Source organism: Leptolyngbya sp. FACHB-671, from assembly GCF_014695745.1.
Lineage (GTDB): Bacteria > Cyanobacteriota > Cyanobacteriia > Elainellales > Elainellaceae > JAAUTN01.
The window spans coordinates 1-24,854 of sequence record NZ_JACJOV010000118.1 but is presented as its reverse complement, the minus strand read 5'-3'; the positions used below and the strand labels follow the sequence as shown (position 1 = coordinate 24,854).

The following is a 24,854-nucleotide window of genomic DNA, read 5'->3' as shown; positions in this document are numbered from 1 at the left end:
AAAGCCTTACACTTGGCTAGAGGGGGACATTGCCAACCTGGAGATCAGTCTATAGTTGTAATAATTGCCCAGTAGGGAAGATAAACGCTTTCGGTACTGGATATCGAAGCCTCTACCTCAGCTTATTCAGATACTTCTCCGGCTGATGGTTGTGAGTTTTGTTGAGCCTCGTTATTTCCAGTGTTTGTCATTTCACTATAGACATTAAGCAACACTGCTAGAGTTAAAACCCCGCCGATCGCGGCCGCGACACCTCCTAAGTTAAAGGCAACTGATTCCACAGGATTTCCAGCGTTTCTTTGATCCTTAGACATGGCAATGGGGCAAATGAAAGACTGCTAACCCCGTTTTCATGCAGCAAAACTTTTTCCCGCCAAATTCTTATCAAGTTGCTGTAATCGTTTGTAAAGAAGAATTTAAGTTTGCTAGAACCCTATGGAGCGATCGCTTAATAGCCACAGATATATCAGATTAAAAACTTTTGGGTTAAGAACTTCGGATAAATATCCTGTACTTAGACAGATGCCAATTTCAGCCCGTTCTACTGAAATTGAAGGGATAGACAAAAAATCTTAGATGTTGGATGAGGATGGTGCCCATGGCTGAGGAAGTTAAAGAAACAAAAGTGACTCCTGAGGAATATGAAGATCAAGATGTAGGTGAAGATCCGGAAGTGGATCAGTCCCCTGCTGAAGCTGTGACTGACCCTAGCAAGATTACAGGTGAAACAGAGGAAGACAATCCTACAGATGCAAGCGATATGCCGACAGAAAGCTCTCCTGCAGACGCACCTGGAGTCAAGTTGGATAAACCCATCAACAGTAAATAATTAGAAAGGCTTTAAACACAGCCCAAGTCTCTTGTGTGAATCAGCTTTACAAAGGCTTAGTATCAGTTATGCATTTTTCAGAGGAGTTAACCCTGAGTAGAGGCGAACTGGTGTTTGCCTTTGAGGGACTTACAGCAATTTCTACTTGTATAAATCACAAGCCCTTGTAGGGGCGGTTCGCGAACCGCCCCTACGCTATAGCTCACCCATTTAGAAATGGCTGTGTGTTTCATACAAGTAAAAATTGCTGCGAGTTAAAACCAGAGAAGGGAAGCAAAACTTTTTGCTTCCCTTCTCTGGTTTTAGTTTGTATAGCTACGGTCACAAAGAAATCAGGAGTCCGTCAAAGTCTATGACACTCTAGGAACTGGTGAGGATGTTGAGCACCTAAATTCTTGGTGTGCGATAAATAAGGACGAGCTGTGAGAAATTATGTAGCAGGTACTACATAGTTGCATTGGCTTTGTAAGGTGAAGGGTCGGAGACATATGAAGTCTCTTTTTACCTAGGTTTAAGCCTTACATTAATCTTGCTTCATCCTACCTCGCTTTGTCAGGAGTTCTTTCAGTGAAACGGTTGGTTTTGCCGCTAGCGATTGGTTTAGTCGGATTACTTTCTTCGGTCGAAACTGCGTCTGCGACTCAGCAGGCTTTAGGAGAGACATCGCAAGATGCATCGATCGCTCAGGCGATGAGTGATTCTGCAAACGATTCAGGTAGTGCGGTTGATCGGTCCTAGCAACTAATCGAGACGGGACAGCGGTATGCAGCAACGGGGCTGCGTGAACAGGCGATCGGCGTGTTGCTCGAGGCTGAGCAAGCTGCCAGAAGCGTTACAGACCCAGTGACGCAAGATCAGCTTTTAGTCAGGATCGTGGCAGAGCAGGCAAAGCTGGGCAATGCTGATTTGGCGATCGCCATCACTTCCACGATGGGCTACGAAACCTATGCCCCTGAATATTGCTGCATTCCCCTCAGAACAGAAGCGGAGAGGGCGATCGCCCAAGCCTATCTAGGCGCTGGGCAACTTGAGCAGGCAGTCCAGTTTGCCCAAAGCATCGAGTCGGCGGATTCAAAGTATCAGGTTTTAACTTGGGCGATTAATGAGTTAGCCAGTCAGGAACGCTTTGACCAGGCGATCGCCCTTACGAATAGCATCGTGGATGATACCTATCAAAAAGTGTCAGCTCAACATACTGTTGTCAGAGCCTACGCTCGGGCTAATCGCTACGACGAAGGACTTGCATTTACCAACACGATTCCCCAAGAGAACAATGAGCGATCAACCGCTCAATATACGCTGGCGCAAATGGCTATCCGCAATGGGCAGTACGACCAGGCGCGTCAGATTGCCCATCAACTTACAGACGTTAGCTCCAAAATTCAGGCTTTTACCAAGATTGCGTTTGCCTATGCAGGCATTGGTGAGTCACAGCAAGCCGTTGAGCTTATTTCTCAAGCTTATGAGTTGGCTCAAGCCAATGCCCAGATACAGCTTTATTCACAATGGGTATATAACTTTGCTCAGGTTGGGGCGTTTGATCGGGCTTTGCAAGTTGCCAATAGTGCGGAGAATGAGTACGACCAAGCTGATTCTAAAATCAGCCTTGCCCGGGTTTACCTGAACAATGGGGAGTATGAGCGTGCATTTGAGATTGCTCAAACAGTTCAAGATGGTGAGTTGCAGCCGTTTGCAGATATTCCAGATCCAAAAGTTGAGATCTTTAATCAAATAGTCGAGCGATCGCTTGCTATCGAGCAAGATGGTCTCGCGTTGCGGGTTGCTCGAACCTATGGCAGCCCTGTCAATCAGACGAGAGCGCTGCGATTAATTGCTCAACACTATACGAAAACAAATCAGCCTGAGTCTACCGTCGCAGTTTTGGCGGAAGCGCTGGAAGTTGCTAAAACGATTGATTCAATTCCTGTTGCGATCGACCGCAACACGGTTTACAACACGCCGAATTCTAGTTCGCTACTCAATATTGCCACCGATTATGCTCGTCTAGGCGAAACGGAGCAAGCGATCGCAACGGTTGATTTAGCCTTGCAATCCGTCCAAACCTATAATTACGCAACCAGCGGCTACTACAGCAGTATTGCAGGATTAAGAGCTTCGGCGTTAACTGCGATCGCTGCCGCTTATGCAGACCTAGAACAGGACCGTCAGGCAGTTGAGACATTAAGCGCGGCTGTTTCTACGGCTGCAACCATTGAAAATACGGCTGTACGAGTTCGGGAATTAAGTCAAATTGCCAAGACGTATGGTGCAGCAGGTCAGGAAGATCGGGTTCGCGAGACTTTGACAGAAGCCTTGCAACTGAGTGAAAGCATTGCAGACCCTCAGCAAAAACTTGGGCTATGGAATGCGATCGCCGAAGCCTACGCCGCAACGGAGCAACAGGCAACTAGAGAACTGATCAACACCGCCCTACAAACCATTCAGACGTTAGATGAAAGTCAACAAGACGGACTGATTGGGCAATTGGCGATCGCAGTTGCTTCATCCACTTCACCGACGCTCTCCTTGGAACTGGTTAACCGGATTTCTGATCCCATTGTGAAAACCACAATTCTGGTTGAGATTGGAGCAAAATATGCAGCCGCTAACCCCAAACCTCACGCTGAAGTCATTGCTGCAATTGTTCAAGCCGCTGACAGCATCCCCGACAGAAATCAGCGCAATAATCTTTTGAACGACCTGATCCGCAACCAGTATGCCCCTTCTTGGTCAGGGAGCAGCCTTTGGCAGTACGATTTTGCATCTCAACTCAATACCATGCTGCAAGCGCCTAACTTAAAAGCCTACAACTGGTCCTTGATTGCTTGGGGCTATGCCAATTATGGGCAATCAGAACGGGCGAGTGAAGTGCTAGAAATGGGACTTGAACTGGCTGATGCGATCGCCGACCCTATTGAACAGGAGGAAATGCATTGGCAAATGCTGAATGATGCGATCGGACTGCGGCACTACGACCTGGCAACACAAGTTGCCAATAGACTAAAGCAACCTGCTCAGCAAGCTGCGGCTCTTCGTCAAATTTTTTACCTCCAGTAATGCCCCTTTGACTAAGGCTACAGATGGAAGGGCACCCCGCGTCGCGGGGTGCCCTTCCATCTGTAGCTTGTTTTTGTAGAAACGGTATTAGTTAACTTTCAATTCATCCCGGCGCTTCTTTGAGCGAGAAATGAGTCCAAGTGTGCCAACGGTTAGCATTCCCAAAACCATAGCGGGTTCTGGAACAGATTCAGCTGCTTCAAAAGATTCGATTTGACCGCGAATTTCGCCGCCAGGGAAGGCTGCGGAATGAACGTTGAAATAGTAGCCACCCGCTAAGAAACTGTTGAAAACTACGTCGGGAGTCACTACACCTGCGGCAAGTACATCGTTGGAAGTATAGTCTCCGACGATGGTACCTGATGTGGTGCCTCTAAAACTGTCGATGCTGTCCAGAAAGTGAACCACAGGACCATTGGTGCCGCGCTCGCCAAGGTGAATATGTCCGTCTGCAAGCGGCCCTTCCAATCCAGCGTATTCGACCGTGTAGTTAAATACCCAACTTGTTACGTCTCCAACTAGTGTTCCTGTTGCAGTACCCTGAGCTGAACTGGTGCTAATGTTAGGCGCGACTTCTTGCTCAGCTTCTAGCGGAACGGAATAGGAGAAGGTTGCTGCTTGTGCAACTTGGGGGGCGATCGCTAAACCTGCACCCAAAAGACCAATCATCCACAATTGCTTCATAAGAAATTTCCTCACAGTTAGAAAGTTAACGGGTCGGCTACTCAGAGAAACCACTGTCTTTATCTACGAGCTCAACTTCCAATTGGATTGATCTTTCTTTTTTTGACTGGAACTTAAAAATTGCTTGACTTTCCAGTCAACTGGAGGCTCTAAAACAAGAATTAGACCTGAACTAGATCTGATGGATAGTCTTAGATCCAAAAGATGTGTTCTTGTCTATAAAGAGTTAGGAGTATGAAGCAGAAAACTATGAAACTCAGAAGCACTCTACTAGCACTAACCCTTAGCGGTTCATTAACCGTTCTGTCATTTGGACTTGCTGCCTGTTCTCCTTCCGAATCTTCGACCCAACCTGAGGTCAGCCAAGAATCCAGTACCGCAATGGAAGGGATGGACCACGGCGGACATGCCATGAATATGGATTTAGGCCCTGCCGATGAAAGCTTTGATCTGCGCTTTATTGACGCGATGATTTTGCATCATCAGGGGGCTGTCGAAATGGCACAAACGGCGTTGGAGCAATCCAGTCGAGATGAAATTAAGCAATTATCCCAGACGATTATCGCCGCCCAAGAGCAAGAAATTCAGCAAATGCAGGAATGGCGACAAACCTGGTATCCTGATGCAGCAAATGAACCAATGATGTATCACGCTGAAGCAGATCACATGATGCCAATGACTGAAGAGATGAAGGCAAGCATGGCGATGAATATCGATTTAGGATCTGCTGATGAAGAGTTTGACTTGCGCTTTATTGACGCAATGGTTCCTCATCACGAAGGGGCAGTGACAATGGCTGAAGAGGCGCTAGAAAAGAGCGATCGCCCCGAAATTCAGCAGCTAGCTCAGGAGATTATTGACAGTCAGCAGCCTGAAATTGATCAGATGAATCAATGGAAGCAAAGCTGGTATGGGCAATAGTTTGGCATAGCTAATAGTCATTGCGGTATCGCTTCATTTCTGCCTCCAAAGGGAGCGATGCCGCTTCTTTGAGTTTAACCTCAGTTTGGAGTTTGGCGAGGAGGAAGGATTGAATGTACCCGATTTAGTAATTCTTCATACTCGATTGGTTTACGTAAAAAGCCATCGGCACCCACCTCAAACCCTTCTGCTGCCTTGGGTTGGTCATACGCTGTAATCAGTAAGATGGGAATAAACGGAAGCTGGCGGTTTTGACGGATTTGTCGAGTTACCTCAAAACCGCTCATGTCTGGCATCATGACATCGAGTAACACTAAATCTGGCGGTTCTTCTGCAATTTTAGCTAGAGCTGCATAGCCGCTATCTGCGACTTCGACTCGATACCCTTCCTCCTCTAAAAGAACCTTGAGTAGAAATGAATTATCTGGAAGATCATCCACAACCAGAATTCTGTCAGCGGTGACAGCTACCTCATTCAACAGAGCAACCATAGGACAACAACCAGGTATCAAGTCTTAAAAGACTATTTAAACTAGATTGTCGTCGTTTGAAGACTCATTGTCCTCACTCATTAGAAGCATTGTTGCCATTTGTTAGCCGCTTGCCCACTGCTGGCAGCCTACCGGAGTTTCACATCGTTGTTCCGAGGGGGGGAATGGCTTGAATCTTCTGTTTGCTTAGAGTCAAAGTCAGAGCAGGCGATCGCCCGTTCCGTAGCTGCGTCTAGCGGATTCACTGCACACTTAAGGTATGCGCTGCTAGTGTAAAAGCGACAGTTTTTACAGGGAATTTGGCTAGCAGGTTGAAGCTTCTTAAGCCTGCTCTGGGTAAATCGAAAGCCTTCCGAGAAGGCAAAAAACAGTACAACCCAAACGATGGCAAACCAAAGCGGCAGCAACAACCAGGCAGCATCCGTAGCTTTAAATTCTGATCGAGTAGATTCAGAGGTAGACTGAGCGATCGCGGTTTCAGTCCAGACTGCGTTTGTCAAAGGTTGAGAAGCTGGCTCGTCAGTCGTTGCGTGCATCAACTGTGTGGTTTCAATGCTCTCGCTTGGGCGACTTCCTGACGTTAGGTCACTCACGTTTCTGGTCAATCCCTGTTCAGACGATGTATCAACACTCATGTTGCTTATAACCCTACCAGAAGCACACGCCTGTACAAACTTGTCAAACAACCTACCCCAAAGTCAGAGTAGCTCTAGTCCTTTGGATATCTTTATAACTAATTTGTGCTGGGCAGCGTCTCTGCCAAAGGTTCGGGTTTTATTGGTTCGAGGCATTCAAGATCTGCTTTAGTTACACTCTCGTGAATTAATTTGTGAATTAATGAGTTAAGTTGGCGATCGCTGCGACTACTTCTGCGGGTTGAACGGGCTTTGTAAGGCAAAGCTGAACGTTTTGCAAAAAGTCATCTTCAAGTTTGGAGGCAGTTAGAGCGATCGTCAAGATTTCTCTACTCTGAGCGTTCTCGACTGCTTTAATCTGATTCATCAAAGCAGGTCCGTCTATTTCAACAAAACTAGTATCGATGATCACAACATCTGGCTGAAGCTGGTCAAGTTTGACGATCGCCACTTTGGAGGTAACTGCAATTGCCCAAAATCCGTGGGCCTCCAAAGATTCTAGAAGGCGATCGCCTTCTGCCAGTGGTGAAACCACCAGGACGCACAAACTGCCAAGCGGCATGAAGCTAGATCGATATTCGGGCCGGTGTGCTTTGCCCCAGTTACACATCAGTTCCATGATGGGGCGAATTGTCTCACCATAAGGTGTGAGCGAATATTCAATGCGAGACGCAGTTTCACGATGGGCTTTGCGACGAATCAAGCCATCTGCCTCCAGTTCTCGCAACTGTTGCGTCAGCACCTTGTGAGTGATGCCGGGCATTAGCTGTTTCAACTCGCTAAAATGCTTTGTTTCCTGCCTCAACCACCATAGGATGACACACTTCCATTTACCCCCAATAACTTTAAGCGTGATTTCTACCGGCGAGTTGTACTTTGGCTCAGACCTTCTCATTGCCCTTTTGGTATCGTCCTTGTCTCTATTGGGTGGCTCGTGCCATCTTGTAATGCCTCCGCCGGTGGTTGAATCATCAGGTGGAAACCCTGAAAATCCTTTGATGATAAGTCCCGACAGCAATCACAGCTTTCAGCTAGCTAATTAAGTGAGCTAGTTAGACTTAGTTGAATAGAGTCAACCCTAATGGCAATGGTGAAAGTGAGATGTATTCCTAGCTTATGGTGTAGAACTCCTGTTTTGTGAAGAGGCTCCAACCTCCGGATAGACACACGGACAAACGCAAACAGTAGATGCTAGATGAATGAATTTGGGATCATGCTGCCAGTGTAAACCCTATTGCCCAGAAGATCCGTAGCGATCGCTCTGGAAAACTTCACACTTGATCACAATGTTCCTTAATGAACTGTATCGCTGGCGTGAGATTGTCTAACTCTTAAGGTAGAAGTTAACCATAAGGGGAGGCAGTATTCTAAGTCCAACAGTGAGTTAAAAGCGATACGAAATACTCAAAGTTAAAGATCCTTCCTTTAATCCAGCTATGACGTTCACACCTAAACTGTGAACAAGAGAATGCAGGGCTTAGACTCTAACTAGAGGTTTCATTCCTGCACCGTTTCCATCTCAATTGAGGTTGAGATGGACTGTATCCGTTTTATCGCTTCCGATCTCGTTGCTTACCTCACTGGTTGATTGCTGGTGAAGGATAGATCTGGGCATAAAAGACAGTGTTGATGTTCAAACTTGTCTTGAACCAAGCACCCTCAAATCTTAGCTTAAGGGAAGTCATCTGGAATGTAGGGGTCCAAACCTTAAATTCCAGGTTCATCAGTTGAGATCTTCAACTTGAGTGAGTTTGATCAACGTCTCTTGTAGGCAAATTACCTTCTGACTCTTCAACAGTTGCGTTGAGGGGCAGCTTTTAGTGTGGTGGAAATAAATGTATAACCTTCTACGGCTCTCTCAATCCTTCCTACTCGTTAGTTCTCTCGTAGCAGCAGGCAGTTTGATCGGGTCTTCTCCTGTGAAGGCCGATTCGGTAGTGGTAGATGAGAATGGGGCAACGGATGTAGCGATCGCACCTAAAACCGAGTTTGAAATAGCTGATTTTGAAAGTGTTAGTGAGAATCATAATTCAGCTATTGAACAAGCTACTGAGCCAATAGCATCTGTTAACAGTACCGCCGTTAATCCAAACAGCAATTCAATTTCTCAAAGTCTATTTAGTTTAGAGACTGATTCTCAACCCGATTTACAAACTAATCCTCAAACGAGTTTGCAAGATAGCTCTCAAGCTAGTTCTGAGGCTTTTGCTGAAGACTCTACAGCTGCATCGCTCCCAGCATCAACTGAGCCAGTATCAACTGAGTCGGTTGTAGCTCCGTCGGTTGAGCAGTCAGTTGCCCAGTCAACGGTGGCTCCAAGTGATACTCAAGTTGAAGTACTTGCTAATCCACCTGAAAACTCTCAGGGGATGGGGCAGCTAACTTCCGTCTCTCAACTTTCTGATGTGCAACCTACCGATTGGGCTTTTCAAGCGTTACAGTCTTTAGTTGAACGATACGGTGTCATTGCAGGCTATCCCGATGGCACATTTCGGGGCAATCGTGCGCTGACTCGATATGAATTTGCGGCTGGACTCAATGCTGCCCTCGACCGAGTCAATGAACTAATTGCGGCTGGCTTGGCAGAAACGGTCACGCGAGAAGATCTGGCAACGTTGCAACGCTTGCAAGAAGAGTTTGCGGCTGAACTGGCAACCCTTCGCGGTCGAGTCGATGTGCTGGAAGCACGAACAGCTGAACTGGAAGCTAACCAATTTTCTACCACTACAGTATTGAATGGTGAGGTGATTTTTGGACTGGTTAGCGTCATAGATGGCAACAACGCTAATGATGAACCAATCGATCGCAATCCTACCTTTGGTTATCGGGTGCGGCTAAACCTGGAAACTAGCTTTACGGGTGAAGACCTGTTGACTACTCGTTTCCAGGCAAATAACATCACTCCTCTAGGTGGCACTAATGAGGGTGTGCTGCAAACCAATGAAGGACGAGTCGAATTTGACGGCGACAGCGACAATGAGTTCCAACTAGGGCTATTGCGTTATCGCTTCCCGCTGGGCGATCGCACCAACATTTACCTTGCCGCCACGGGCAACGGCTTTGTTGACTTAGACGCATCTGCCCAACTCACCCCCTACCTCGACGGCAGTGCTGTTTCCCTGTTTGCCCTGCGTAACCCGATTTACAACTATTCCTCAGGGGCAGGTTTCGGCATCAGGCACTTCTTGACTGACGATATTGAAATTAACTTGGGCTATCTCGTGCCCGATGCAGGCAACCCTGACCCCGGCAGTGGTTTGTTTAACGGTAAGTACGGCGCACTCGCTCAAGCGATCTTCTATGGGTTTGACCAGCGCTTGCGGATTGGCTTGAGCTACATCAACAGCTACACCCCTTCCGATGAGTTTTTTGGCCCTGCCACAGGCAGTAACCTGGCAAACGAAACGTTCGATCGCCCTGTTTCTGTCAATTCCTACGGCGTTTCTGGTACGTTCACCCTGACTCCTGGTCTTGCTGTCGGTGGATGGGTTGGCTATTCTAACCACCGCTACATTGGTAGAGGGGATGGAAATGTGTGGACTTGGGCAGCTAGCGTCGCCTTCCCTGACCTGGGTGGTGAAGGCAATCTGGGAGGCATCCTTGTGGGGATGGAACCTCGACTCACGGAGATCGACGACTCAGTCAACGGTGGAGAAACTGACCCCGACACTTCACTACACTTAGAGGCGTATTACAAGTATCGGCTGTCAGACAACATTGAAATTACCCCTGGCGTGATTTGGTTAACTGCGCCTAACCACGACGCTGATAATGATGATGCGATCATTGGTGTTCTGAGAACCGTGTTCCGCTTCTAACGGAGTCGGATTGTGTTGAGGGTGAGTGTTGAACCATTTGCCAGTCCTCCCGATCGTCACCTATCGTTCACCGTAGCAAACCTTGAATTGTCCATTAGTTAATGGTGAAACGCCGAGACCTGCGACTTCTTAAAGAAGTCGCAGGTCTTAGCCTTTAGGTGACCGTCTGGTTAGCGATCGCCACTATGCTGCCATATCGAACAACAGCACTTCTGCATCTTCAGCGGCTCCTTGAAGCGTGATCTCAGATTCCTCCGAGATAGCCGCTCCATCCCCTGCGGTGAGGGTTTGACCGTTGAGCTGAACGGCACCCCGTGCCACTTGCACCCAGGCAACCCGTCCGTCTGCCAGCGTGTGGTTTGCAGTATCTCCTTCGCTCAAAACACTGGCATATAGATCGACGTTTTGGTGAATCGTAATTGAGCCATCTCGACCATCACGAGAACCAACTAGCCGCAGTGTGCCGCGCTTTTCTGCATCAGAGAAGGTTTTTTGCTCATAGCCTGGTTCAATTCCTTTTTTCTCGGGCAGAAGCCAGATTTGCAGGAAATGCACCGGGTCAGTGTTGGAAGCATTAAACTCACTGTGCTGAATTCCACTGCCAGCAGACATCCGTTGCACGTCTCCAGGACGAATCACTGAGCCAGTGCCAATGCTGTCTTTATGTTCTAATGCACCTTCAAGCACATAGGAAATGATTTCCATATCACGGTGTCCGTGAGTGCCAAAACCCTTTCCAGGAGTTACTTTGTCTTCATTAATCACGCGCAAATCAGCAAAACCCATGTAGCTGGGGTCGTAGTAGTTGCCAAAGGAGAAAGTGTGACGACTATCGAGCCAACCAAAGTTTGCAGCGCCACGTTCTTGAGCCGGTCGAATGGTAATCATCTGGATTCCTCCTGATTCAGCGGTTGAATTGCTTTTGGAATACTTTTATTATGGATTGAATCTTCTGAAAAGACAATATACTAAATTAAAGACATATTGTATCCAAAAAATCTACAATCTCTACGCTATGGACAAGTTTGATGGAATTCGCGCTTTTACTCAGGTCGTGGTTTCAGGCGGGTTTGCGGCGGCTGCACGAGACATGGGACTGTCGCGATCGGCGGTCAACAAACTGGTAATTGCTCTAGAAAACGATCTGGGGGTGCAGTTGCTGCACCGCAGTACGCGAGTCGTGACTCCAACCGAAACGGGTCTAGCCTTTTATGAACGGTGTGTAGAAATTTTGGCGAGTCTAGAAGAGGCAGAGCGATCGCTCACTCAGCTTCAAAAGGAACCCAAAGGAAGACTGCGCGTCAATGCGCCGATGTCGTTTGGCATAATGCATCTGTCTCCTGCCCTGGCTAACTTTTTGGTGCAGTATCCCGATCTTCAGGTGGAGTTGACGTTGAGCGATCGCTTTGTTGACCCAATCGAAGAAGGCTTTGATATCACCGTGCGAATTGCCAAACCTCAAGCGAGTGCCAGCCTAATCGTTCACACCCTTGCTCCAGCTCAACGGGTACTCTGTGCCTCGCCCACTTACCTTAAAGCTCACGACATTCCAACCCATCCCAATGAACTGCAGCATCACTCCTGTTTGCATTACGGACAGCTTGCTTTCGAGAATCAATGGACACTCATCGGACCCGATGGAGAACATACTTTCTCCGTCAAGGGCACTTTATGTTCTAACAATGGCGAAGTGCTGAGAGATGCCGCAGTTCGAGGGCTAGGCGTTACACTTCTGCCCCGATTTATCGTAGAGCCAGAACTCCAGCAGGGCAAACTTCAGGTTGTGCTGCCAGACTACCACCCGACTGAACTCTCAATTTACGTGATTTATCCCGTCAATCGTCACCTTTCTACCAAGGTTCGGCTACTCGTTGACTTCCTCCAACAGCAATTTGGTTCTCACTAGGCGATTTCAGAATCACTTACTGCTTCTCAAATTGACGATCTACGTTTGGCTCTCTCCAAGATGAGTGGGATGGTTCGTCGGGGCTTTCAAGCCCAAATGACGGTGAAGTATGGTGACGGTAACGCTCGTTAAGCGGAGCGGGTATTCGGGTGGGGCAGATCTTTAAAGAAACGTTATTACTACAGTAGGAGAGATGTATCAAAAAAAATATTAATCTAAGGTGCCAACTTGTCATAGCTGTAGTTATCTTAGTTCTAGTCAACCTTAGAGCGAGCAGGTGCAAAATGCTATCCCAGCCTTCAAGTAAGTCAAAATGCTTAAGTGACGCCCCTGGTGGAAGTATCAATAGAAACGCAGCCAACATTGATTCCATTAACTCTCCTATTTAGAGAGGGAAATAATGGTTTTTATACCAATTTTCCTCAAGGCTGCTATAGAAACGGTATTAGCTGATAGTTATTTGTTTCATGGGTCAAAAATAGCTACATCAATCTTCTAACCAGGAACTTCAGGACTGATAAATGACAAGCCAAAAATCTCCGCAGAGGCGAAGCTTCTACCGCTTTGACCCAGTTGCAACTTTGCTAATCAAGCAATTTAATCTTATTCCCGTTGTCTTTGGACTGTTGTCAATTCCAATCGTTTCCATCTTTTATCTATTGGTTGCCTGGATCAGCGATACGCTGTGGACTCAAGGAGAACAAGTCGGACTATTACAAGACTGGTTTCCCTGGTTCTGGACACTACTCATTAATCCAGTCGTTTTAGGGTATTACTTATGGAGCTTTGAGGCAATCAGTGATGTCATCGAAGATCTCGAAGAGTCTGATGTTGTGACGACTCAACAAGCGGAGATTGATGCAATTGTTTTGAATCCCTATTATCAAAAGCTGCATAAGTACATAGCTCTGGGTTGTGCAGTTGCTTACAGTGTTTTCGTTTTTATTAGCCAACCCAGCTTGAAGAATAACTGGTATGGTGCTGGGGTACTACCAAACTTAGCCGTCACGAGCGCCACTTTTGTGGGTGTGTACGTCGGTAGTATGTTGGTACTTACTCTCATTACCAATATCAGAATTCTTCATCGCATTTTTGAAGAAAAAGACCTTAACATTAATCCTTTGCATCCTGACCGCTGTGGTGGGCTTCACTCGCTCAGCAACTATTCCTTGAAAACTGCTTATCTTGCTGCTGTTTTAGGCATCATGGTTGGTCTAATCGAATATCAGTTTGTGACTCAGGGTGTTGGAAAAGTTTATTGGTTTGTTCATTTGATTATTCCAATACACATCGTTTTATCAACAGCCTGTTTTTATAGTCCGCTGTTGGCTGCCCATAGGGGTATGAAGAAGGCTAAGGAAGAACTTCTCCACAAAATTGCTCGACAGTTTCACGCTGATTATTCCCGAATTCACGAAAGCTTAGCTGGAGACGCAGAAATCTTGAAGCAGGGAACCGAGAAAATTCAAGGATTACGCGATTTCTATAAGTTTACTGATGAGTTTCCTGTATGGCCCTTCGACGTTCAAACCTTTCGGCAGTTCTTGCTCACTGTTCCGGCTCCTCTGCTGCCTATTTTTCTTGGATTGCTGCAAGAGTTTGCTGGGATGTTGCTCAATAACTTAGGTATTAATCTTGGCTAAAGGCTAAAAGAGGGATAGTTCTTGGAACTACTTGCTAACTCTTTATCCGATATTGTAGGTGTGCCAAGCTTGTAACTCATGGTCGCTAACCAAAAGCTGTTTTAGGATTTGCTGAACTTGCTGTAGGCGTTTGCGGCACAGAATTGACCGCAAGATTTTACAAGTAGAACAGAAACCAGATAGCTGAATGTTTGTGGGTTTCTCTAAGCTAAAGAAGTATCGTTCAAGGCTCGTATCTAAGTTGCTTAGTTAATCAAGGGATGAGGTGCTAGATATGGCAACTGTTTATCACTGGTCTTTTGCAGTCAAGCTATTTTCAGCGTTGGGTTGTGGGCTTATAGCGGGTGTCTTTTTTGCCTTCTCCACTTTTGTGATGAAAGCGCTGGCTCAACTTCAGCCCGCTCAAGGTATTGCTGCCATGCAGTCGATTAATATTACGGTAATTAATCCCTGGTTTTTTCTTGCCTTCTTTGGCACGGCGATATCTTGCCTGTTTCTAGCTATCTCCTCCTTGTTGAGATGGCATCAGCCGGGAACTGTGTTTTTGCTGGTTGGCAGCTTACTTTACTTAATCGGCACTGTTTTGGTAACCATTGCATTTAATGTGCCGTTGAATGATGCATTGGCGATCGCCAGACCTGATAGCCCAGAGGGGGCTGACCTGTGGGCAAGTTACCTCACTAACTGGACAATTTGGAATCACGTTCGCACAATTGCAGCAATGGCGGCAGCAGTATTACTCACAATCGCCTTTTGTTATCAGGTAGTGAAGTGAGAGGTGATTGGCAGCATTTAATCAGTATTGTTTCAGCTTATAGAAGGCGTATTATTGAGTGCTGAGAAAAGGCAAGTACTCAATCCTTAGTACACAGCACTTCTGAAACACGCTTTAAGACTGATCCTGAAGAACTAGCTGCTGTAAGCGACGGCTTTCCATCTCTAAAACTCGTCTGGCAAAGTCACTGTCATAGTCAAACATCCTCAAATTTCTCAGAATCACTACAAATGATTGTCCCCTCTAGAAATGCTCTAGAGGGGAACTCAACGAGCGCATTTTTTGAATTGAGTGGTTAATTACTCAGTATCATCATGGGCAAAGCGGTTGTAGAGGAAGTCTAACGCGTGGTTGCGAAGGTCATAATATTCTGGGTCTTCCATAATTTGGGTGCGATCGCGCGGACGCGGAAAGGGAATCTCCATCACTTCGCCAATCGTAGCTGCGGGACCGTTGGTCATCATGACCAGGCGATCGGCTAGAAACAGCGCTTCATCAATGTCGTGAGTAATCATCAACACGGTGCAGCGGTGATCATTCCAAATTTTCAACAGTTCTTCTTGAAGTTCTTCTTTGGTGATTGCATCGAGTGCGCCAAAGGGTTCATCCAGAATCAACACTTCAGGACGAATGGCTAGGGCACGGGCGATCGCCACCCGCTGTTTCATTCCACCTGAGAGTTGGGGCGGCTTTTTGTCTGCGGCATCTGCCAAGCCAACCATTGCCAAATGTTCCCGCACAATTGCTCGCTTCTCGGCTTCTAGCTTCTTGGGATGGACTGAATCCACTGCCAGGTAAACATTCTCAAATGCAGTCAACCAGGGCAGAAGTGCGTATCCTTGAAACACCACCATTCGGTCTGGACCTGGCTTCGTGATTGACTTGCCGCGTAGCTGCACACTTCCTTGACTCGGTTGGTTGAATCCAGAAACCATGTTGAGCAATGTGGTTTTACCGCAGCCAGAGTGTCCGATTAAACAAATAAACTCACCTTGCTTAATAGAGAGGTTGACATCTTGTAGAACTGGATAAGGACCCTTTGGGGTGGGATAAACTTTTGAGACGTTAGCGATTTCCAAGAAAGACTTAGCCTGAGGCTGCTGGAAGATTGCTACGGACTTGGTTTCAACTTGTTTTAGCATTTGCATTGTTGGTAGTTGTGGTTCGTGTGGAGCAAACCCCTGTAGAGATCTTGTTTGCTTGTCTACAGGGGTGTAATTGGGATTTGCCGTTGGTCAGTTAGTACCGGATTCGTTGAAATCATCATGCTGTGAAGCTAGGTGCTCTTTAAGCAGCAGTCCTACGAGAATCAAGCATGACTTCTGCCACGCTAAAGTCACGTTTGACCGACAGAGCATTCAGGTAACTGATTGGATCTTCAGCATCGAACTTAGCACCATCAAATAGTTGGATAGGGCCTCGATGATATTTGATATCCACCATTCCTAACTCTCGTGCCGCTGTGCTAAACGCACCGACCCGGCAAACTCGCTCCAAGATCTCTAACCAGTTGCGCGGAAAAGGAATATCTCCCCAACGAGCCATTTGCGTCATCATCCATAGATGCTCAGTGCGGCTGGGACGGTTAACTCCTTCTCCATAAAACAGGTGGTGAGCGTACTCACGCATGGGCTGATCCAAACTGCAAGTTTGAGTATTAGGATCACCCAGTTTGATATAGTCAACCGATGTTCCAACATAAGCCTTGGCAGAAAGGATTTGCTGGATCTCCTGGTGATTCGCTTCATCCGCGCAGTATTGGCAGGCTTCTAGCAAGGCTTTGATCAGAGCAATGTGAGTGTTGGGATAGGCGATCGCCCAATCTTCCCTTACGCCTAACACCTTTCCAGGATGACCCAGCCAAATCTCCAAATCTGTTGCAACAGTAAACCCAGTACCTTCGACCGCAGCACGAAGATTCCAAGGCTCGCCCACACAGTAACCATCAATGGTTCCAGCTTTTAAGTCGGCAACCATTTGAGCCGGGGGAATCGTAGTGAGTGAAACATCGTGATCGGGGTCAATTCCACTGGTAGCAAGCCAGTAACGCAGCAGCAGATTGTGCATCGAAGAAGGATGTACCATTCCCAATGTATGGCGCTGACCAGGTGTTTCGAGAATCAAGCGCTTGAAGTCGGTAGCGCTATACACACCCTGTTCATAGAATTTTCTTGCGAGTGTCACGGCATTACCATTGCGAGTCATCGTGAGTGCACTCACCATAGGCAATGGCTGGTCTTGATGCCCGCCTGCTGTTAGCCAAACTGGCATTCCTGCTGGCATTTGAGCTGCATCTAGATATCCACCTGCAATCCCATCGACAACGCCGCGCCAACTTGTCTCACGTACCAGGCTGACCTCATCTAGACCATGTTTAGCAAAGAAGCCTTTTTCCTTGGCAACTGCGATCGGGGCACAGGCTGTGAGTGGTACAAAACCCAGTTCGAGATTGACTTTTTCTAACCCATGACGGGCGATCGCCGTTGTCTTTTTGGCCCGCAGTTTCTTAATTCGCTTCTGTTGGTTGAGAAAATAGATTAGCTCAGACCGCAGGCTGTAGTAGCTGGGATGACTCACTACGTCCATTCGTTTGCGGGGACGAGGAATATCTACCTCTAAAATTCCACCAATCTTAGAGGCAGGGCCATTCGTGAGCATGACAATTCGGTCAGAGAGGAGAACAGCCTCATCCACATCGTGAGTCACCATTACGGCAGTCACTTCGTTCTCCTCACAGATTTTCATCAACTGCTCTTGCAGATTGCCTCGCGTTAGAGCATCTAATGCACCAAAGGGCTCATCTAATAGCAGGAGTTTAGGACGGGTTGCCAAGGCACGGGCGATCGCCACCCGTTGCTTCATACCCCCGGATAGCTGTCCCGGCGGCTTATCTGCTGCGTGTTGCAGCCCAACCATTTGAATGTGCTGTTCTACGATCTGCCGACGTTCTTGTTTGGGTAAGGCTGCCAAGACTTCATCGACCGCTAGCGCGATGTTTTCGCGTACTGACATCCAGGGCAGCAGTGAGTAATTTTGAAACACCACCATCCGGTCCGGCCCTGGGCGCTTTACCAGCTTTCCCTCCAGAGTCACAATGCCCTCGGTTGGTAAGTCTAATCCAGCAATCATATTGAGCAATGTAGATTTACCGCAACCCGAGTGACCAATCAGGGAAATAAACTCCCCTTTTTTGATGTGGAGGTCGATTCCTTTGAGGGCAACATAACTGCCCCCGCCGCTCAGGGGAAATACTTTATCGATTTGATCGACAGCAACAAAGGTAGACATAGGTTTAGGGATAAAGGATGAGGAATGAAGGATGAGGGTTAATACAATTCAGAAGAACGTAGGGGCGCAGCATTCAGACAAAAAATCTTGGTTGATTTCGGAGGCTATCTGCCGGATGCTACGCCCTAGCAGGAGTTCATCGCTGTTCTTCAGGAAGGATCATCCGTTGGAGATATGCCATTGCTCTATCTAAAAGCAAACCTACCGCACCGATATAAAACACCGCTAGAATCACTTCGCTGACGTAGTTGTTCTGGTAAGCGTTCCAGATGAAGAAACCAATTCCGATTACACCAGACATCACAATTTCAGCCGCGATAATTGCCAACCAAGCTAGACCAATCGCAATCCGTAGACCTGTGAAGATGTAAGGTAAAGCAGAAGGAATCAGGACTTTGAAGAAGTATTTGCGTGGAGAGATTTGGAGTACTCTAGCCACATTCTTGTAGTCCTGAGGGATTTGCTGCACACCTACTGTCGTGTTGATTAGGATGGGCCAAACCGCAGTAATGAAAATTACGAAGATCGCTGCTTGCTGCACATTCTGTAAAGCGATCAAACTGATGGGAACCCATGCTAGAGGCGCAATCATTCGCAAAAATTGGAAGATCGGATCAACTGCTTTGTTAATGGTTTGATTGGTTCCAACCAAAATTCCTAGACCAATCCCCACAACTGCTGCCGCTGTATATCCTTTGGCGACTCTGCCCAGGCTGTACATGGTTTGCCAAAACAGTCCCTTATCCAGTCCACCCAAATCGTAAAAGGGATAGAGCAATAACTCTCGTGTTCGCTGTTCAGTCACCAGGCTAAGCGGTCCAGGTAGTCTAGTTAGCCCGGTTGAGGAAAGCAATTGCCAGACGAGCAGAAAAACGAGTACTCCAATGAGGGGGAGCATGATGTTCTGGCCCTGTTTCTTCCAAAAAGTCCGAGCAGAATTTGCAAAATTAGAGCCTGTAGAGCGAGTTCCTGGATTAGCAACCATTCTTTCTCCTTGAGTGTTTATGCGAAATAGTCCAAGCTTGAGCGCGAGTAGAAAGTGACTGAGTAGTGAGCTTTATCTTTTGTCCCTTAGGGGTTAAATCCGCTTAATCTGTAAGCTGTTGAGGTAGGCTTCTGGGTTTTCTGGATCAAACTTTGTGCCGTCAAAGAAGGTTTCAACCCCTCTCGAAGTACTGGTCGGAATGCCAGAGAAACCTGCTTCTTGCGCTGCTTCTTTCCAGAGGTCTTCACGGTTGACTCGATCGATGATTTGACGGGCTGTGTCGAAGTCGGCGATCGCCCCATTATGGAAATTCCAGCGCATCGTTTCAGTCAAGAACCACAAATCATGACTCTTGTAAGGATAGGAAACGCTACCGATGTCATCCGACCAATACAACGGACTCTTCTTAAAGTCATCAATAGCCGCTTTGCCATCAGCCATCTCGTACTTTCCTTCATATGGAGGAGTTAACACATTGGCTGGCACGTCAAAGAAGTTACGTCCTGAAACAATCTGAATGAGTTCTGCCCGGTTTGCAGGATCATCACACCATTGCTGAGCCTCCATAATGCCTTTCAGAATGGCTTTTGTTGCTTTAGGGTTGGCATCTACCCAATCAGCTCGAATTGCCAAATATTCTTCTGGATGGAATGGCCACATCTCAGCGGTCAGAGTTGCCATGAAGCCGATATCATCTGACACAATTCGGTAGGGCCAGGGGTCGCCTGTGCTGAAAGCGTCCATTGATCCAGTCCGCATTCCCTGTACCGTTTCAGCCGAAGGTACCGCTAGCAAATCAATATCGGTATCCGGGTCAACTCCACCCGCAGCAAACCAATAGCGAATCCAGAAATCCTGATTCACATTAGGAAAAGTGTGTGCTGCCTTAAACTTTCTGCCTTGAGTGGCTTGAAAGCCTTTAACGTATTCTGCTGCATTTGAAATATCTAGCCCTATTCCTTTACCTGTATGAATTCCAGAAATGGCAATTCCATTTCCTTGGGTGTTGAGTTGCGCCAGAACATACATTGGCAACTTCTGACCATTGGTAATCAGTCCTTCAGAAATTAAGTGAGGCATGGGCATTTGCCACTGCCCACCGTCAATTCCACCATTCCCAGAACCAATAACCACGTTGTCACGCGCAGACGCCCAGTTTGATTGCTTAGATACGGTCACTTCGGTCATCCCGTACTTGGCAAAGAAGCCCTTTTGTTGGGCAATCACAATCGGTGCAGATTCCACAATAGGAATGTAACCCAAGGTAATGCGTGTGGTTTCAGGAGCCTGAGCTGGGTCGATCGCCGCTACAGGAGTTTGCTGTGCTGTTGCACTATTAATGGTTGCAGAAGGGGGATTTCCCAAGCATCCTTTGAGCAATATAGAGCTAGCTGCGCTTACTCCAGCGGTGAATAAAAATTTGCGTCGAGAATAGTTAGAAAAATTGGTCATAAAGCTCCTCCACAGCGCCTAAAGCTGCTAAAACGGCTGAATTCTTGATCTGGAAAAACTTAGCTAAAGTATTCCACTATGACGATTCACACCTGGCTCCTGCGTCCGTTCCCCTCAGACAGAGCGCCAGATATGTAATCTAAACTTCAAATCAATGAACAAAATTCCCTTAGCAGATAGCTTATCGCCTTTTTAATAGAAACAGTCGACTGAAACTGATAATTTGGAAATAATTATTAAATGTTTCTTATAAAATCTCTTGATTAAACACTGTTGAATCCCAATACCTTTAAGTAGTTTTATGAAGTCTATCGAAATTTACTTATGTTTTTTCCCTATTTTTATAAACAGTTCTATGAAAACCATTGGTGTTTACTTATATTTTTCTCTGTTTCCATAGACTGCTTTATGAAAACCATCAGTATTCGTCGATATCCCTCTTTACCTCTTATGAGAGGGGATGAATTTCCGTTCCTTCAAAGTGCCGTTTAATTGCACTTGTTTAGTCTAAACAAAACGAAATTGAGGTATTTCAGTCACTCCTAGTTTCTAATAACGTGGGTTAATGTCCTATTTCGTAGAAATGTAAAGTATCTTGTAGAAATGTAAGTTTTAGCAGTCGTCGGATTAATGGAACTGCTAAAGCGATTGATAACAGGAATTAATCAGTCAATTAAAATTTCCATAGTTAGTGTCTCTGGAACAAATATTGGCCGACTGGTCTACCCATCCTGTACTACAGGCATGAGTCGAGAACCAAGCAAGCAATTTGATCTTGAAGGTGCCTTATCTCAAGCAACAAAAGTATTTTGGGCGCGAGGATATGGAGCCGCTAGCCTGTCTGAACTACTGAGTCAGATGGGCATCAAAAAAAGCCTCTACGATACGTTGAGCAATATGCGATCGCTCTTTCTCAAAGCGCTAGACCATGATGCTCAGACGGAGAGCAAGTCCATTTGAAGTCAGCTATTGGCTCCAGGTTCACCGCTCGCAAACTTGGAAAAGTTCTGTAAAACCTACAGCAAATTCCTCAATGCCTGAAAGCAAAGGATGCATGATTGGTACAAACATTGCAGATTTTGGCACCAGTGATGTAGAGGTTGCGGCCGCGTTGCGTGGACATTTGCGTGGACTGGAAGACGCTTATTCAACAAAACTGCTGTAATCACAGCTGGAACAACAGGAATTGGCTATGAAACGGCTAGACGGTTTGTTGCAGAATTGCGGAGCAAAGGTGATGTGCTACATGGGGTAAAACCAAAATTCAATTTCAGAAGTCGTCTGATCAAACCGAGCGGCGTGGACGGTTTGTGCCAATACGTGATACCAGTCTCCTGCTTGGTAACGTGTTTCCTGACCATCCATGATTAAAATCAATTCTCCCTGGGTAATCACGCCGACGTTGTCAGTGTCGTGAGTGTGAGGTGGGATGTTTGTTCCTGCTGGATAGGAGGCAAACAACACATCGCAATTTTTAGCTTCTAGCTTAAAGGCGTCGAATGGTCCCTCAAACTTAGGTAGCGATCGCAATTGCCGGGGAAAGTGTGTCATATCTTGTCTTCTCCTTAAAAAATCAATGGTTTTTCAATTGAGGATATGAGAATTAAGATAAATGGATTGAAGCAGCAAATCTTTCAAATTCTATATTTCAAAATCTTGCAGCACAGGTGCCTGATTGATGGCAATTTCTCCCTCTAACTATCCGGCTTCTTTACCTGTTTTGCCTCCAATTTGGGGACGGCGATTTGAAAGCGATCGCCTATTTGTTGAGCTATGTCCCAGGCAGCCTTACCAGGTTCGCTATCAACCTAACTGGCATGTTTTAGGAATTTCGCTAGAAACCCAGTCTGGCTATCATGCGTTTGCAAGCGATCGGATTAGTCCCTATCATGCGCCTGCTAATACCTTTGCTTTTACCCCAGCCCATTGTAAAACGTTCTCAGAATCGAGCCGAGGAGGAGCCTATCTAATCTTCGCTTTGTCAGAAGAACTATTTGAAACCTATGTGAGTGACATTGCGCCACACCAATCCCCAACGCTACGGCGGCTCTCACATCTCCACAATCAGCACATCACGGCGATTGGACGAGCAACCCAAACGTTTATCCAAACCAATCCATCAGGTGGTCGTCTTTATTTCGAGGCGCTAGCCGCGCAATTTGTGACTCACGTCATTCTTGCTTTGCTGTCCAAGCCTGAAATTACTCCCCAAGTGAGTAAACTCCCAGCACGGGCATTTGATCACCTGCTTGAGTTTGTTGAAGCTCATCTGTGCGAAGATTTATCGCTCAGTGCCCTCGCTGAAGTTGTAGAAATGCCTCCATCTCAGTTTATGCGATGGTTTAAGGCAAAGGTTGGGCAATCTCCTCACGCCTGGATCATCACCTGCCGTCTCAACCACGCCAAAACGCTCTTAGCTACCACAGAGCAGCCGATCGCCCAGATTGCTTTTGACTGTGGCTTCAGTAGTCAGAGTCACATGACTACATTGTTTTCTAGATACCTTGGTATCACACCTAAGCAATATCGAGAGATGGTTAGTCAGTAGCAGTTCTAGCTAGCTCTCAGACTTTAGATGATTAAGCGGCGATCGCCATACCATTGACTCAAATCTCGCTCAAGTTGATCAAGGATGGCGATCGCTTCCACTATTGAGTCTGCATTAATGGTTAAAAGAGTAAACACTGACTCAACCTGTTGTTGATAGTTCTGCGGACACAGTGCAAAGCTGTTGGCAACTGCTACTGCGCCTTTCTCGTTCAATAAGTACTCCTCATTAAGGGCAAATAAGACCTGATTCATACAGGCGACGCTACGGAAACAACAACCTGCTGCATAAGCAACATCATTGCGCGCGATCGCCTTTTGAGCAACGAATAGTGAAAAACTAATTTCCCAGGCAAACTTGTTAATGGTTGCTTGTTTAAGTCCAGTTGGATAAGGAATTGTTTTAGTCTTTAGAGCAGCTAAAATGCCATCTGGATCATGAAGTGGCAAACCGAATGCAACTTCACCCATATAAATTGAAGATACAAAGCCGTGAGGATGTCCCGGTTGATAATCAATCGTGATTTGCCCAGCATGGCATTCCTCAATTACACGATCAACTTGAGCCACATCCCGATAGAGAAAATCTACAGAGATACCTTCTATCTTTAGCCATCCACCCCCATTAATCCACTTTCCCCACTCACCAATGGGAGTGATTAGGTTTGCGCGATGATTTTCATCAAGTTGCGAGGCGAGATGATTAAGAGCAATCAGATCAGGCGGATGCTCTGGCTGATAGTAAATTCCCAGATCCACATCTGACTTCTCGGTGTAGTTGCCCCTTGCTCTTGAACCACCTAAGGCGATCGCCACGATTCCCTCTATTGATTGCAGGCGATCGACAACACGGTGAATGAAGTGAGGCAATGGCTGAGTCATACTGGCTCTACTAGGCAGGATGTTTGTGCTGGTATGCAACACGCAGAGACTTTCAGTGATTCCTCAATGATAAGCGATGAACAAATAATTAACGGATATCTGAAAGATCATATAGATAAACATGGTTGTCGCCACGTGAGCGCGTGGTAGCGTGATTACCCGTTAAGCTTAATGTTGGATATGCTCCTGACAAGACTGATAGTCGATTTTGAGTAATGTCATACACATAGGAGAAGTTTGCTCCGCCCGATAAATTGATGGCGATGCAATTACCTGTTTCATCCATCAAGGCTGCATTACCGGAAAACACGTCTACCTGTTCGCCTGAGAGGGTGTACAGATAGATACGATCCCTTTCACGGGAGATGGTTAGGATGCGATCGCTTGTCGCGTTATAGTCAGATAGTTCCTCTCCCTGTAAAACGGCCAATTCACGACCTGAAAAGTCATACAGACGTAAGCCGTTTTGTGTAGCTGTAATAATTCGATTGCCGTTTCCATTAACGAAATGTAACTCTCCCTGTAAGACTGCTAATCGATTGCCTGACGAATCATACAGGTTACTACGCCCATCACCCAGATGAGTCACAATCCGTTCAAATGCAAAGGCATCAGGACTAGTAAGAGTGCTTCTAAAGCTTAATCTTATAAGAGGACTATAGGCGGCGTTGCAAAATAGAAGTATGATGCAATGTTCACACTGTCAATCCAACCAAACCGTCAAGAACGGACGACGCAAGGGTATCCAGAACTATCTGTGCCGCAGTTGCAATCGTCAATTTCGTGAAACTCACACCCCTCAGGGTTATTCCTTGGAAGTCAAGGCACACTGCTTGAACCTCTATCTCAATGGCATGGGCTTTCGTGCGATTGAACGAGTCACAGGCGTGTGTCACAACACGGTAATCAACTGGGTCAAGCAAGCAGCCCAAGCTCTGCCC

At 46.6% G+C, this 24,854-nt stretch carries 25 protein-coding genes; 12 read left to right on the top strand and 13 right to left on the bottom strand.

The genetic code is table 11. The features are described from left to right. Nucleotides 1-122: 122 nt before the first annotated feature. Nucleotides 123-314 (bottom strand): hypothetical protein, encoded by a 192-nt coding sequence (locus tag H6F93_RS15780; RefSeq protein WP_190641234.1) that lies wholly within the window; start codon nt 312-314, stop codon nt 123-125. A gap of 284 nt (nt 315-598) precedes the next feature. Here H6F93_RS15780 and H6F93_RS15775 point away from each other — a divergent pair, with 284 nt between their 5' ends. The 3 genes from H6F93_RS15775 to H6F93_RS15765 all read left to right on the top strand — a co-directional run bounded on the left by H6F93_RS15775 (nt 599) and on the right by H6F93_RS15765 (nt 3,886). After that, nucleotides 599-829, top strand: coding sequence for a hypothetical protein (locus tag H6F93_RS15775; RefSeq protein WP_190682458.1), 231 nt, complete (start codon nt 599-601; stop codon nt 827-829). 567 nt (nt 830-1,396) lie between these two features. Next, a complete protein-coding gene (locus tag H6F93_RS15770; RefSeq protein WP_190682455.1) occupies nt 1,397-1,567 on the top strand; it encodes a hypothetical protein in 171 nt (56 codons plus the stop codon). Nucleotides 1,568-1,627: 60 nt separating this feature from the next. Then, nucleotides 1,628-3,886, top strand: a complete 2,259-nt coding sequence (locus tag H6F93_RS15765; RefSeq protein WP_190682452.1) for a tetratricopeptide repeat protein — start codon at nt 1,628-1,630, stop codon at nt 3,884-3,886. Between the two features lie 87 nt (nt 3,887-3,973). Here the strand turns inward: H6F93_RS15765 and H6F93_RS15760 are convergent, their stop codons facing one another. Beyond that, nucleotides 3,974-4,570: a CHRD domain-containing protein gene (locus H6F93_RS15760; protein WP_190682532.1), complete on the bottom strand. Its 597-nt coding sequence runs from the start codon at nt 4,568-4,570 to the stop codon at nt 3,974-3,976. Nucleotides 4,571-4,819: 249 nt separating this feature from the next. On the opposite strand from H6F93_RS15760, the gene H6F93_RS15755 reads away from it, so the two are divergent. Continuing rightward, the gene (locus tag H6F93_RS15755; protein ID WP_242043487.1) at nt 4,820-5,491 is read left to right on the top strand and encodes a DUF305 domain-containing protein; all 672 of its coding nucleotides are present in this window, start codon (nt 4,820-4,822) and stop codon (nt 5,489-5,491) included. An 80-nt stretch (nt 5,492-5,571) separates the two neighbouring features. Here H6F93_RS15755 and H6F93_RS15750 read toward each other — a convergent pair whose 3' ends face one another. The 3 genes from H6F93_RS15750 to H6F93_RS35815 form a co-directional block, all read right to left on the bottom strand. After that, the gene (locus H6F93_RS15750; protein ID WP_190682445.1) at nt 5,572-5,982 is read right to left on the bottom strand and encodes a response regulator; all 411 of its coding nucleotides are present in this window, start codon (nt 5,980-5,982) and stop codon (nt 5,572-5,574) included. Between the two features lie 128 nt (nt 5,983-6,110). After that, entirely contained in the window at nt 6,111-6,617 is a 507-nt protein-coding gene (locus tag H6F93_RS15745) for a hypothetical protein (RefSeq protein ID WP_190682442.1), read from the bottom strand. Nucleotides 6,618-6,816: 199 nt separating this feature from the next. Further along, nucleotides 6,817-7,512: an HxlR-like winged helix-turn-helix transcriptional regulator gene (locus tag H6F93_RS35815; RefSeq protein ID WP_190682439.1), complete on the bottom strand. Its 696-nt coding sequence runs from the start codon at nt 7,510-7,512 to the stop codon at nt 6,817-6,819. 940 nt (nt 7,513-8,452) lie between these two features. Between H6F93_RS35815 and H6F93_RS15735 the strand changes: the two genes are divergently transcribed. Then, on the top strand, nt 8,453-10,435 hold the full coding sequence (locus H6F93_RS15735) for an iron uptake porin (RefSeq protein ID WP_190682436.1): 1,983 nt from the start codon (nt 8,453-8,455) through the stop codon (nt 10,433-10,435). 183 nt (nt 10,436-10,618) lie between these two features. Here H6F93_RS15735 and H6F93_RS15730 read toward each other — a convergent pair whose 3' ends face one another. Continuing rightward, complete coding sequence (locus H6F93_RS15730) at nt 10,619-11,323, bottom strand: pirin family protein (protein WP_190641242.1); 705 nt, start codon at nt 11,321-11,323, stop codon at nt 10,619-10,621. A 127-nt stretch (nt 11,324-11,450) separates the two neighbouring features. Here H6F93_RS15730 and H6F93_RS15725 point away from each other — a divergent pair, with 127 nt between their 5' ends. The 3 genes from H6F93_RS15725 (at nt 11,451) to H6F93_RS15715 (ending at nt 14,759) form a co-directional block, all read left to right on the top strand. Next, nucleotides 11,451-12,341, top strand: a complete 891-nt coding sequence (locus H6F93_RS15725) for a LysR family transcriptional regulator (protein WP_190682432.1) — start codon at nt 11,451-11,453, stop codon at nt 12,339-12,341. Nucleotides 12,342-12,862: 521 nt separating this feature from the next. Next, nucleotides 12,863-13,984 carry a hypothetical protein gene (locus H6F93_RS15720; RefSeq protein ID WP_190682430.1) on the top strand — a complete coding sequence of 374 codons (1,122 nt, stop codon included), beginning with the start codon at nt 12,863-12,865 and terminating at the stop codon, nt 13,982-13,984. A gap of 274 nt (nt 13,985-14,258) precedes the next feature. Beyond that, nucleotides 14,259-14,759 carry an anthrone oxygenase family protein gene (locus tag H6F93_RS15715; RefSeq protein WP_190682427.1) on the top strand — a complete coding sequence of 167 codons (501 nt, stop codon included), beginning with the start codon at nt 14,259-14,261 and terminating at the stop codon, nt 14,757-14,759. A 299-nt stretch (nt 14,760-15,058) separates the two neighbouring features. Here H6F93_RS15715 and H6F93_RS15710 read toward each other — a convergent pair whose 3' ends face one another. The 4 genes from H6F93_RS15710 to H6F93_RS15695 form a co-directional block, all read right to left on the bottom strand. Beyond that, on the bottom strand, nt 15,059-15,901 hold the full coding sequence (locus H6F93_RS15710) for a nitrate ABC transporter ATP-binding protein (protein WP_199313745.1): 843 nt from the start codon (nt 15,899-15,901) through the stop codon (nt 15,059-15,061). Nucleotides 15,902-16,046: 145 nt separating this feature from the next. Further along, nucleotides 16,047-18,047 carry an ABC transporter ATP-binding/substrate-binding protein gene (locus H6F93_RS15705; RefSeq protein ID WP_190682421.1) on the bottom strand — a complete coding sequence of 667 codons (2,001 nt, stop codon included), beginning with the start codon at nt 18,045-18,047 and terminating at the stop codon, nt 16,047-16,049. Nucleotides 18,048-18,183: 136 nt separating this feature from the next. Then, entirely contained in the window at nt 18,184-19,032 is an 849-nt protein-coding gene (ntrB, locus tag H6F93_RS15700; RefSeq protein ID WP_190682418.1) for a nitrate ABC transporter permease, read from the bottom strand. A 93-nt stretch (nt 19,033-19,125) separates the two neighbouring features. Further along, complete coding sequence (locus tag H6F93_RS15695; protein WP_190641249.1) at nt 19,126-20,484, bottom strand: CmpA/NrtA family ABC transporter substrate-binding protein; 1,359 nt, start codon at nt 20,482-20,484, stop codon at nt 19,126-19,128. Between the two features lie 744 nt (nt 20,485-21,228). On the opposite strand from H6F93_RS15695, the gene H6F93_RS15690 reads away from it, so the two are divergent. Together H6F93_RS15690 and H6F93_RS34685 are read left to right on the top strand one after the other, a co-directional pair. Then, entirely contained in the window at nt 21,229-21,444 is a 216-nt protein-coding gene (locus H6F93_RS15690; protein WP_190682415.1) for a TetR/AcrR family transcriptional regulator, read from the top strand. A gap of 73 nt (nt 21,445-21,517) precedes the next feature. After that, entirely contained in the window at nt 21,518-21,649 is a 132-nt protein-coding gene (locus H6F93_RS34685; protein WP_277882136.1) for a hypothetical protein, read from the top strand. Nucleotides 21,650-21,726: 77 nt separating this feature from the next. On the opposite strand, the gene H6F93_RS15685 is transcribed toward H6F93_RS34685, so the two are convergent. Then, nucleotides 21,727-22,035, bottom strand: coding sequence for a cupin domain-containing protein (locus H6F93_RS15685; protein WP_190682412.1), 309 nt, complete (start codon nt 22,033-22,035; stop codon nt 21,727-21,729). Nucleotides 22,036-22,162: 127 nt separating this feature from the next. Between H6F93_RS15685 and H6F93_RS15680 the strand changes: the two genes are divergently transcribed. Next, a complete protein-coding gene (locus H6F93_RS15680; RefSeq protein WP_190682409.1) occupies nt 22,163-23,032 on the top strand; it encodes an AraC family transcriptional regulator in 870 nt (289 codons plus the stop codon). Between the two features lie 23 nt (nt 23,033-23,055). On the opposite strand, the gene H6F93_RS15675 is transcribed toward H6F93_RS15680, so the two are convergent. Beyond that, a complete protein-coding gene (locus H6F93_RS15675) occupies nt 23,056-23,913 on the bottom strand; it encodes a nucleotidyltransferase domain-containing protein (protein WP_190682406.1) in 858 nt (285 codons plus the stop codon). An 88-nt stretch (nt 23,914-24,001) separates the two neighbouring features. Continuing rightward, the gene (locus H6F93_RS15670; RefSeq protein ID WP_190682403.1) at nt 24,002-24,502 is read right to left on the bottom strand and encodes a hypothetical protein; all 501 of its coding nucleotides are present in this window, start codon (nt 24,500-24,502) and stop codon (nt 24,002-24,004) included. Nucleotides 24,503-24,599: 97 nt separating this feature from the next. Between H6F93_RS15670 and H6F93_RS15665 the strand changes: the two genes are divergently transcribed. Then, nucleotides 24,600-24,854: IS1/IS1595 family N-terminal zinc-binding domain-containing protein (locus H6F93_RS15665; protein WP_524537875.1), on the top strand; the 255-nt coding region annotated here is incomplete at its 3' end.

Bases quoted from the DNA above. Each gene is read 5' to 3' on its own strand.
- H6F93_RS15780 (WP_190641234.1), bottom strand. From the start codon at position 314: ATGTCTAAGGATCAAAGAAACGCTGGAAATCCTGTGGAATCAGTTGCC.
- H6F93_RS15775 (WP_190682458.1), top strand. From the start codon at position 599: ATGGCTGAGGAAGTTAAAGAAACAAAAGTGACTCCTGAGGAATATGAA.
- H6F93_RS15760 (WP_190682532.1), bottom strand. From the start codon at position 4,570: ATGAAGCAATTGTGGATGATTGGTCTTTTGGGTGCAGGTTTAGCGATC.
- H6F93_RS15755 (WP_242043487.1), top strand. From the start codon at position 4,820: ATGAAACTCAGAAGCACTCTACTAGCACTAACCCTTAGCGGTTCATTA.
- H6F93_RS15750 (WP_190682445.1), bottom strand. From the start codon at position 5,982: ATGGTTGCTCTGTTGAATGAGGTAGCTGTCACCGCTGACAGAATTCTG.
- H6F93_RS15745 (WP_190682442.1), bottom strand. From the start codon at position 6,617: ATGAGTGTTGATACATCGTCTGAACAGGGATTGACCAGAAACGTGAGT.
- H6F93_RS35815 (WP_190682439.1), bottom strand. From the start codon at position 7,512: ATGAGAAGGTCTGAGCCAAAGTACAACTCGCCGGTAGAAATCACGCTT.
- H6F93_RS15735 (WP_190682436.1), top strand. From the start codon at position 8,453: ATGTATAACCTTCTACGGCTCTCTCAATCCTTCCTACTCGTTAGTTCT.
- H6F93_RS15730 (WP_190641242.1), bottom strand. From the start codon at position 11,323: ATGATTACCATTCGACCGGCTCAAGAACGTGGCGCTGCAAACTTTGGT.
- H6F93_RS15725 (WP_190682432.1), top strand. From the start codon at position 11,451: ATGGACAAGTTTGATGGAATTCGCGCTTTTACTCAGGTCGTGGTTTCA.
- H6F93_RS15720 (WP_190682430.1), top strand. From the start codon at position 12,863: ATGACAAGCCAAAAATCTCCGCAGAGGCGAAGCTTCTACCGCTTTGAC.
- H6F93_RS15715 (WP_190682427.1), top strand. From the start codon at position 14,259: ATGGCAACTGTTTATCACTGGTCTTTTGCAGTCAAGCTATTTTCAGCG.
- H6F93_RS15710 (WP_199313745.1), bottom strand. From the start codon at position 15,901: ATGCTAAAACAAGTTGAAACCAAGTCCGTAGCAATCTTCCAGCAGCCT.
- H6F93_RS15705 (WP_190682421.1), bottom strand. From the start codon at position 18,047: ATGTCTACCTTTGTTGCTGTCGATCAAATCGATAAAGTATTTCCCCTG.
- ntrB (WP_190682418.1), bottom strand. From the start codon at position 19,032: ATGGTTGCTAATCCAGGAACTCGCTCTACAGGCTCTAATTTTGCAAAT.
- H6F93_RS15695 (WP_190641249.1), bottom strand. From the start codon at position 20,484: ATGACCAATTTTTCTAACTATTCTCGACGCAAATTTTTATTCACCGCT.
- H6F93_RS15690 (WP_190682415.1), top strand. From the start codon at position 21,229: ATGAGTCGAGAACCAAGCAAGCAATTTGATCTTGAAGGTGCCTTATCT.
- H6F93_RS34685 (WP_277882136.1), top strand. From the start codon at position 21,518: ATGCCTGAAAGCAAAGGATGCATGATTGGTACAAACATTGCAGATTTT.
- H6F93_RS15685 (WP_190682412.1), bottom strand. From the start codon at position 22,035: ATGACACACTTTCCCCGGCAATTGCGATCGCTACCTAAGTTTGAGGGA.
- H6F93_RS15680 (WP_190682409.1), top strand. From the start codon at position 22,163: ATGGCAATTTCTCCCTCTAACTATCCGGCTTCTTTACCTGTTTTGCCT.
- H6F93_RS15675 (WP_190682406.1), bottom strand. From the start codon at position 23,913: ATGACTCAGCCATTGCCTCACTTCATTCACCGTGTTGTCGATCGCCTG.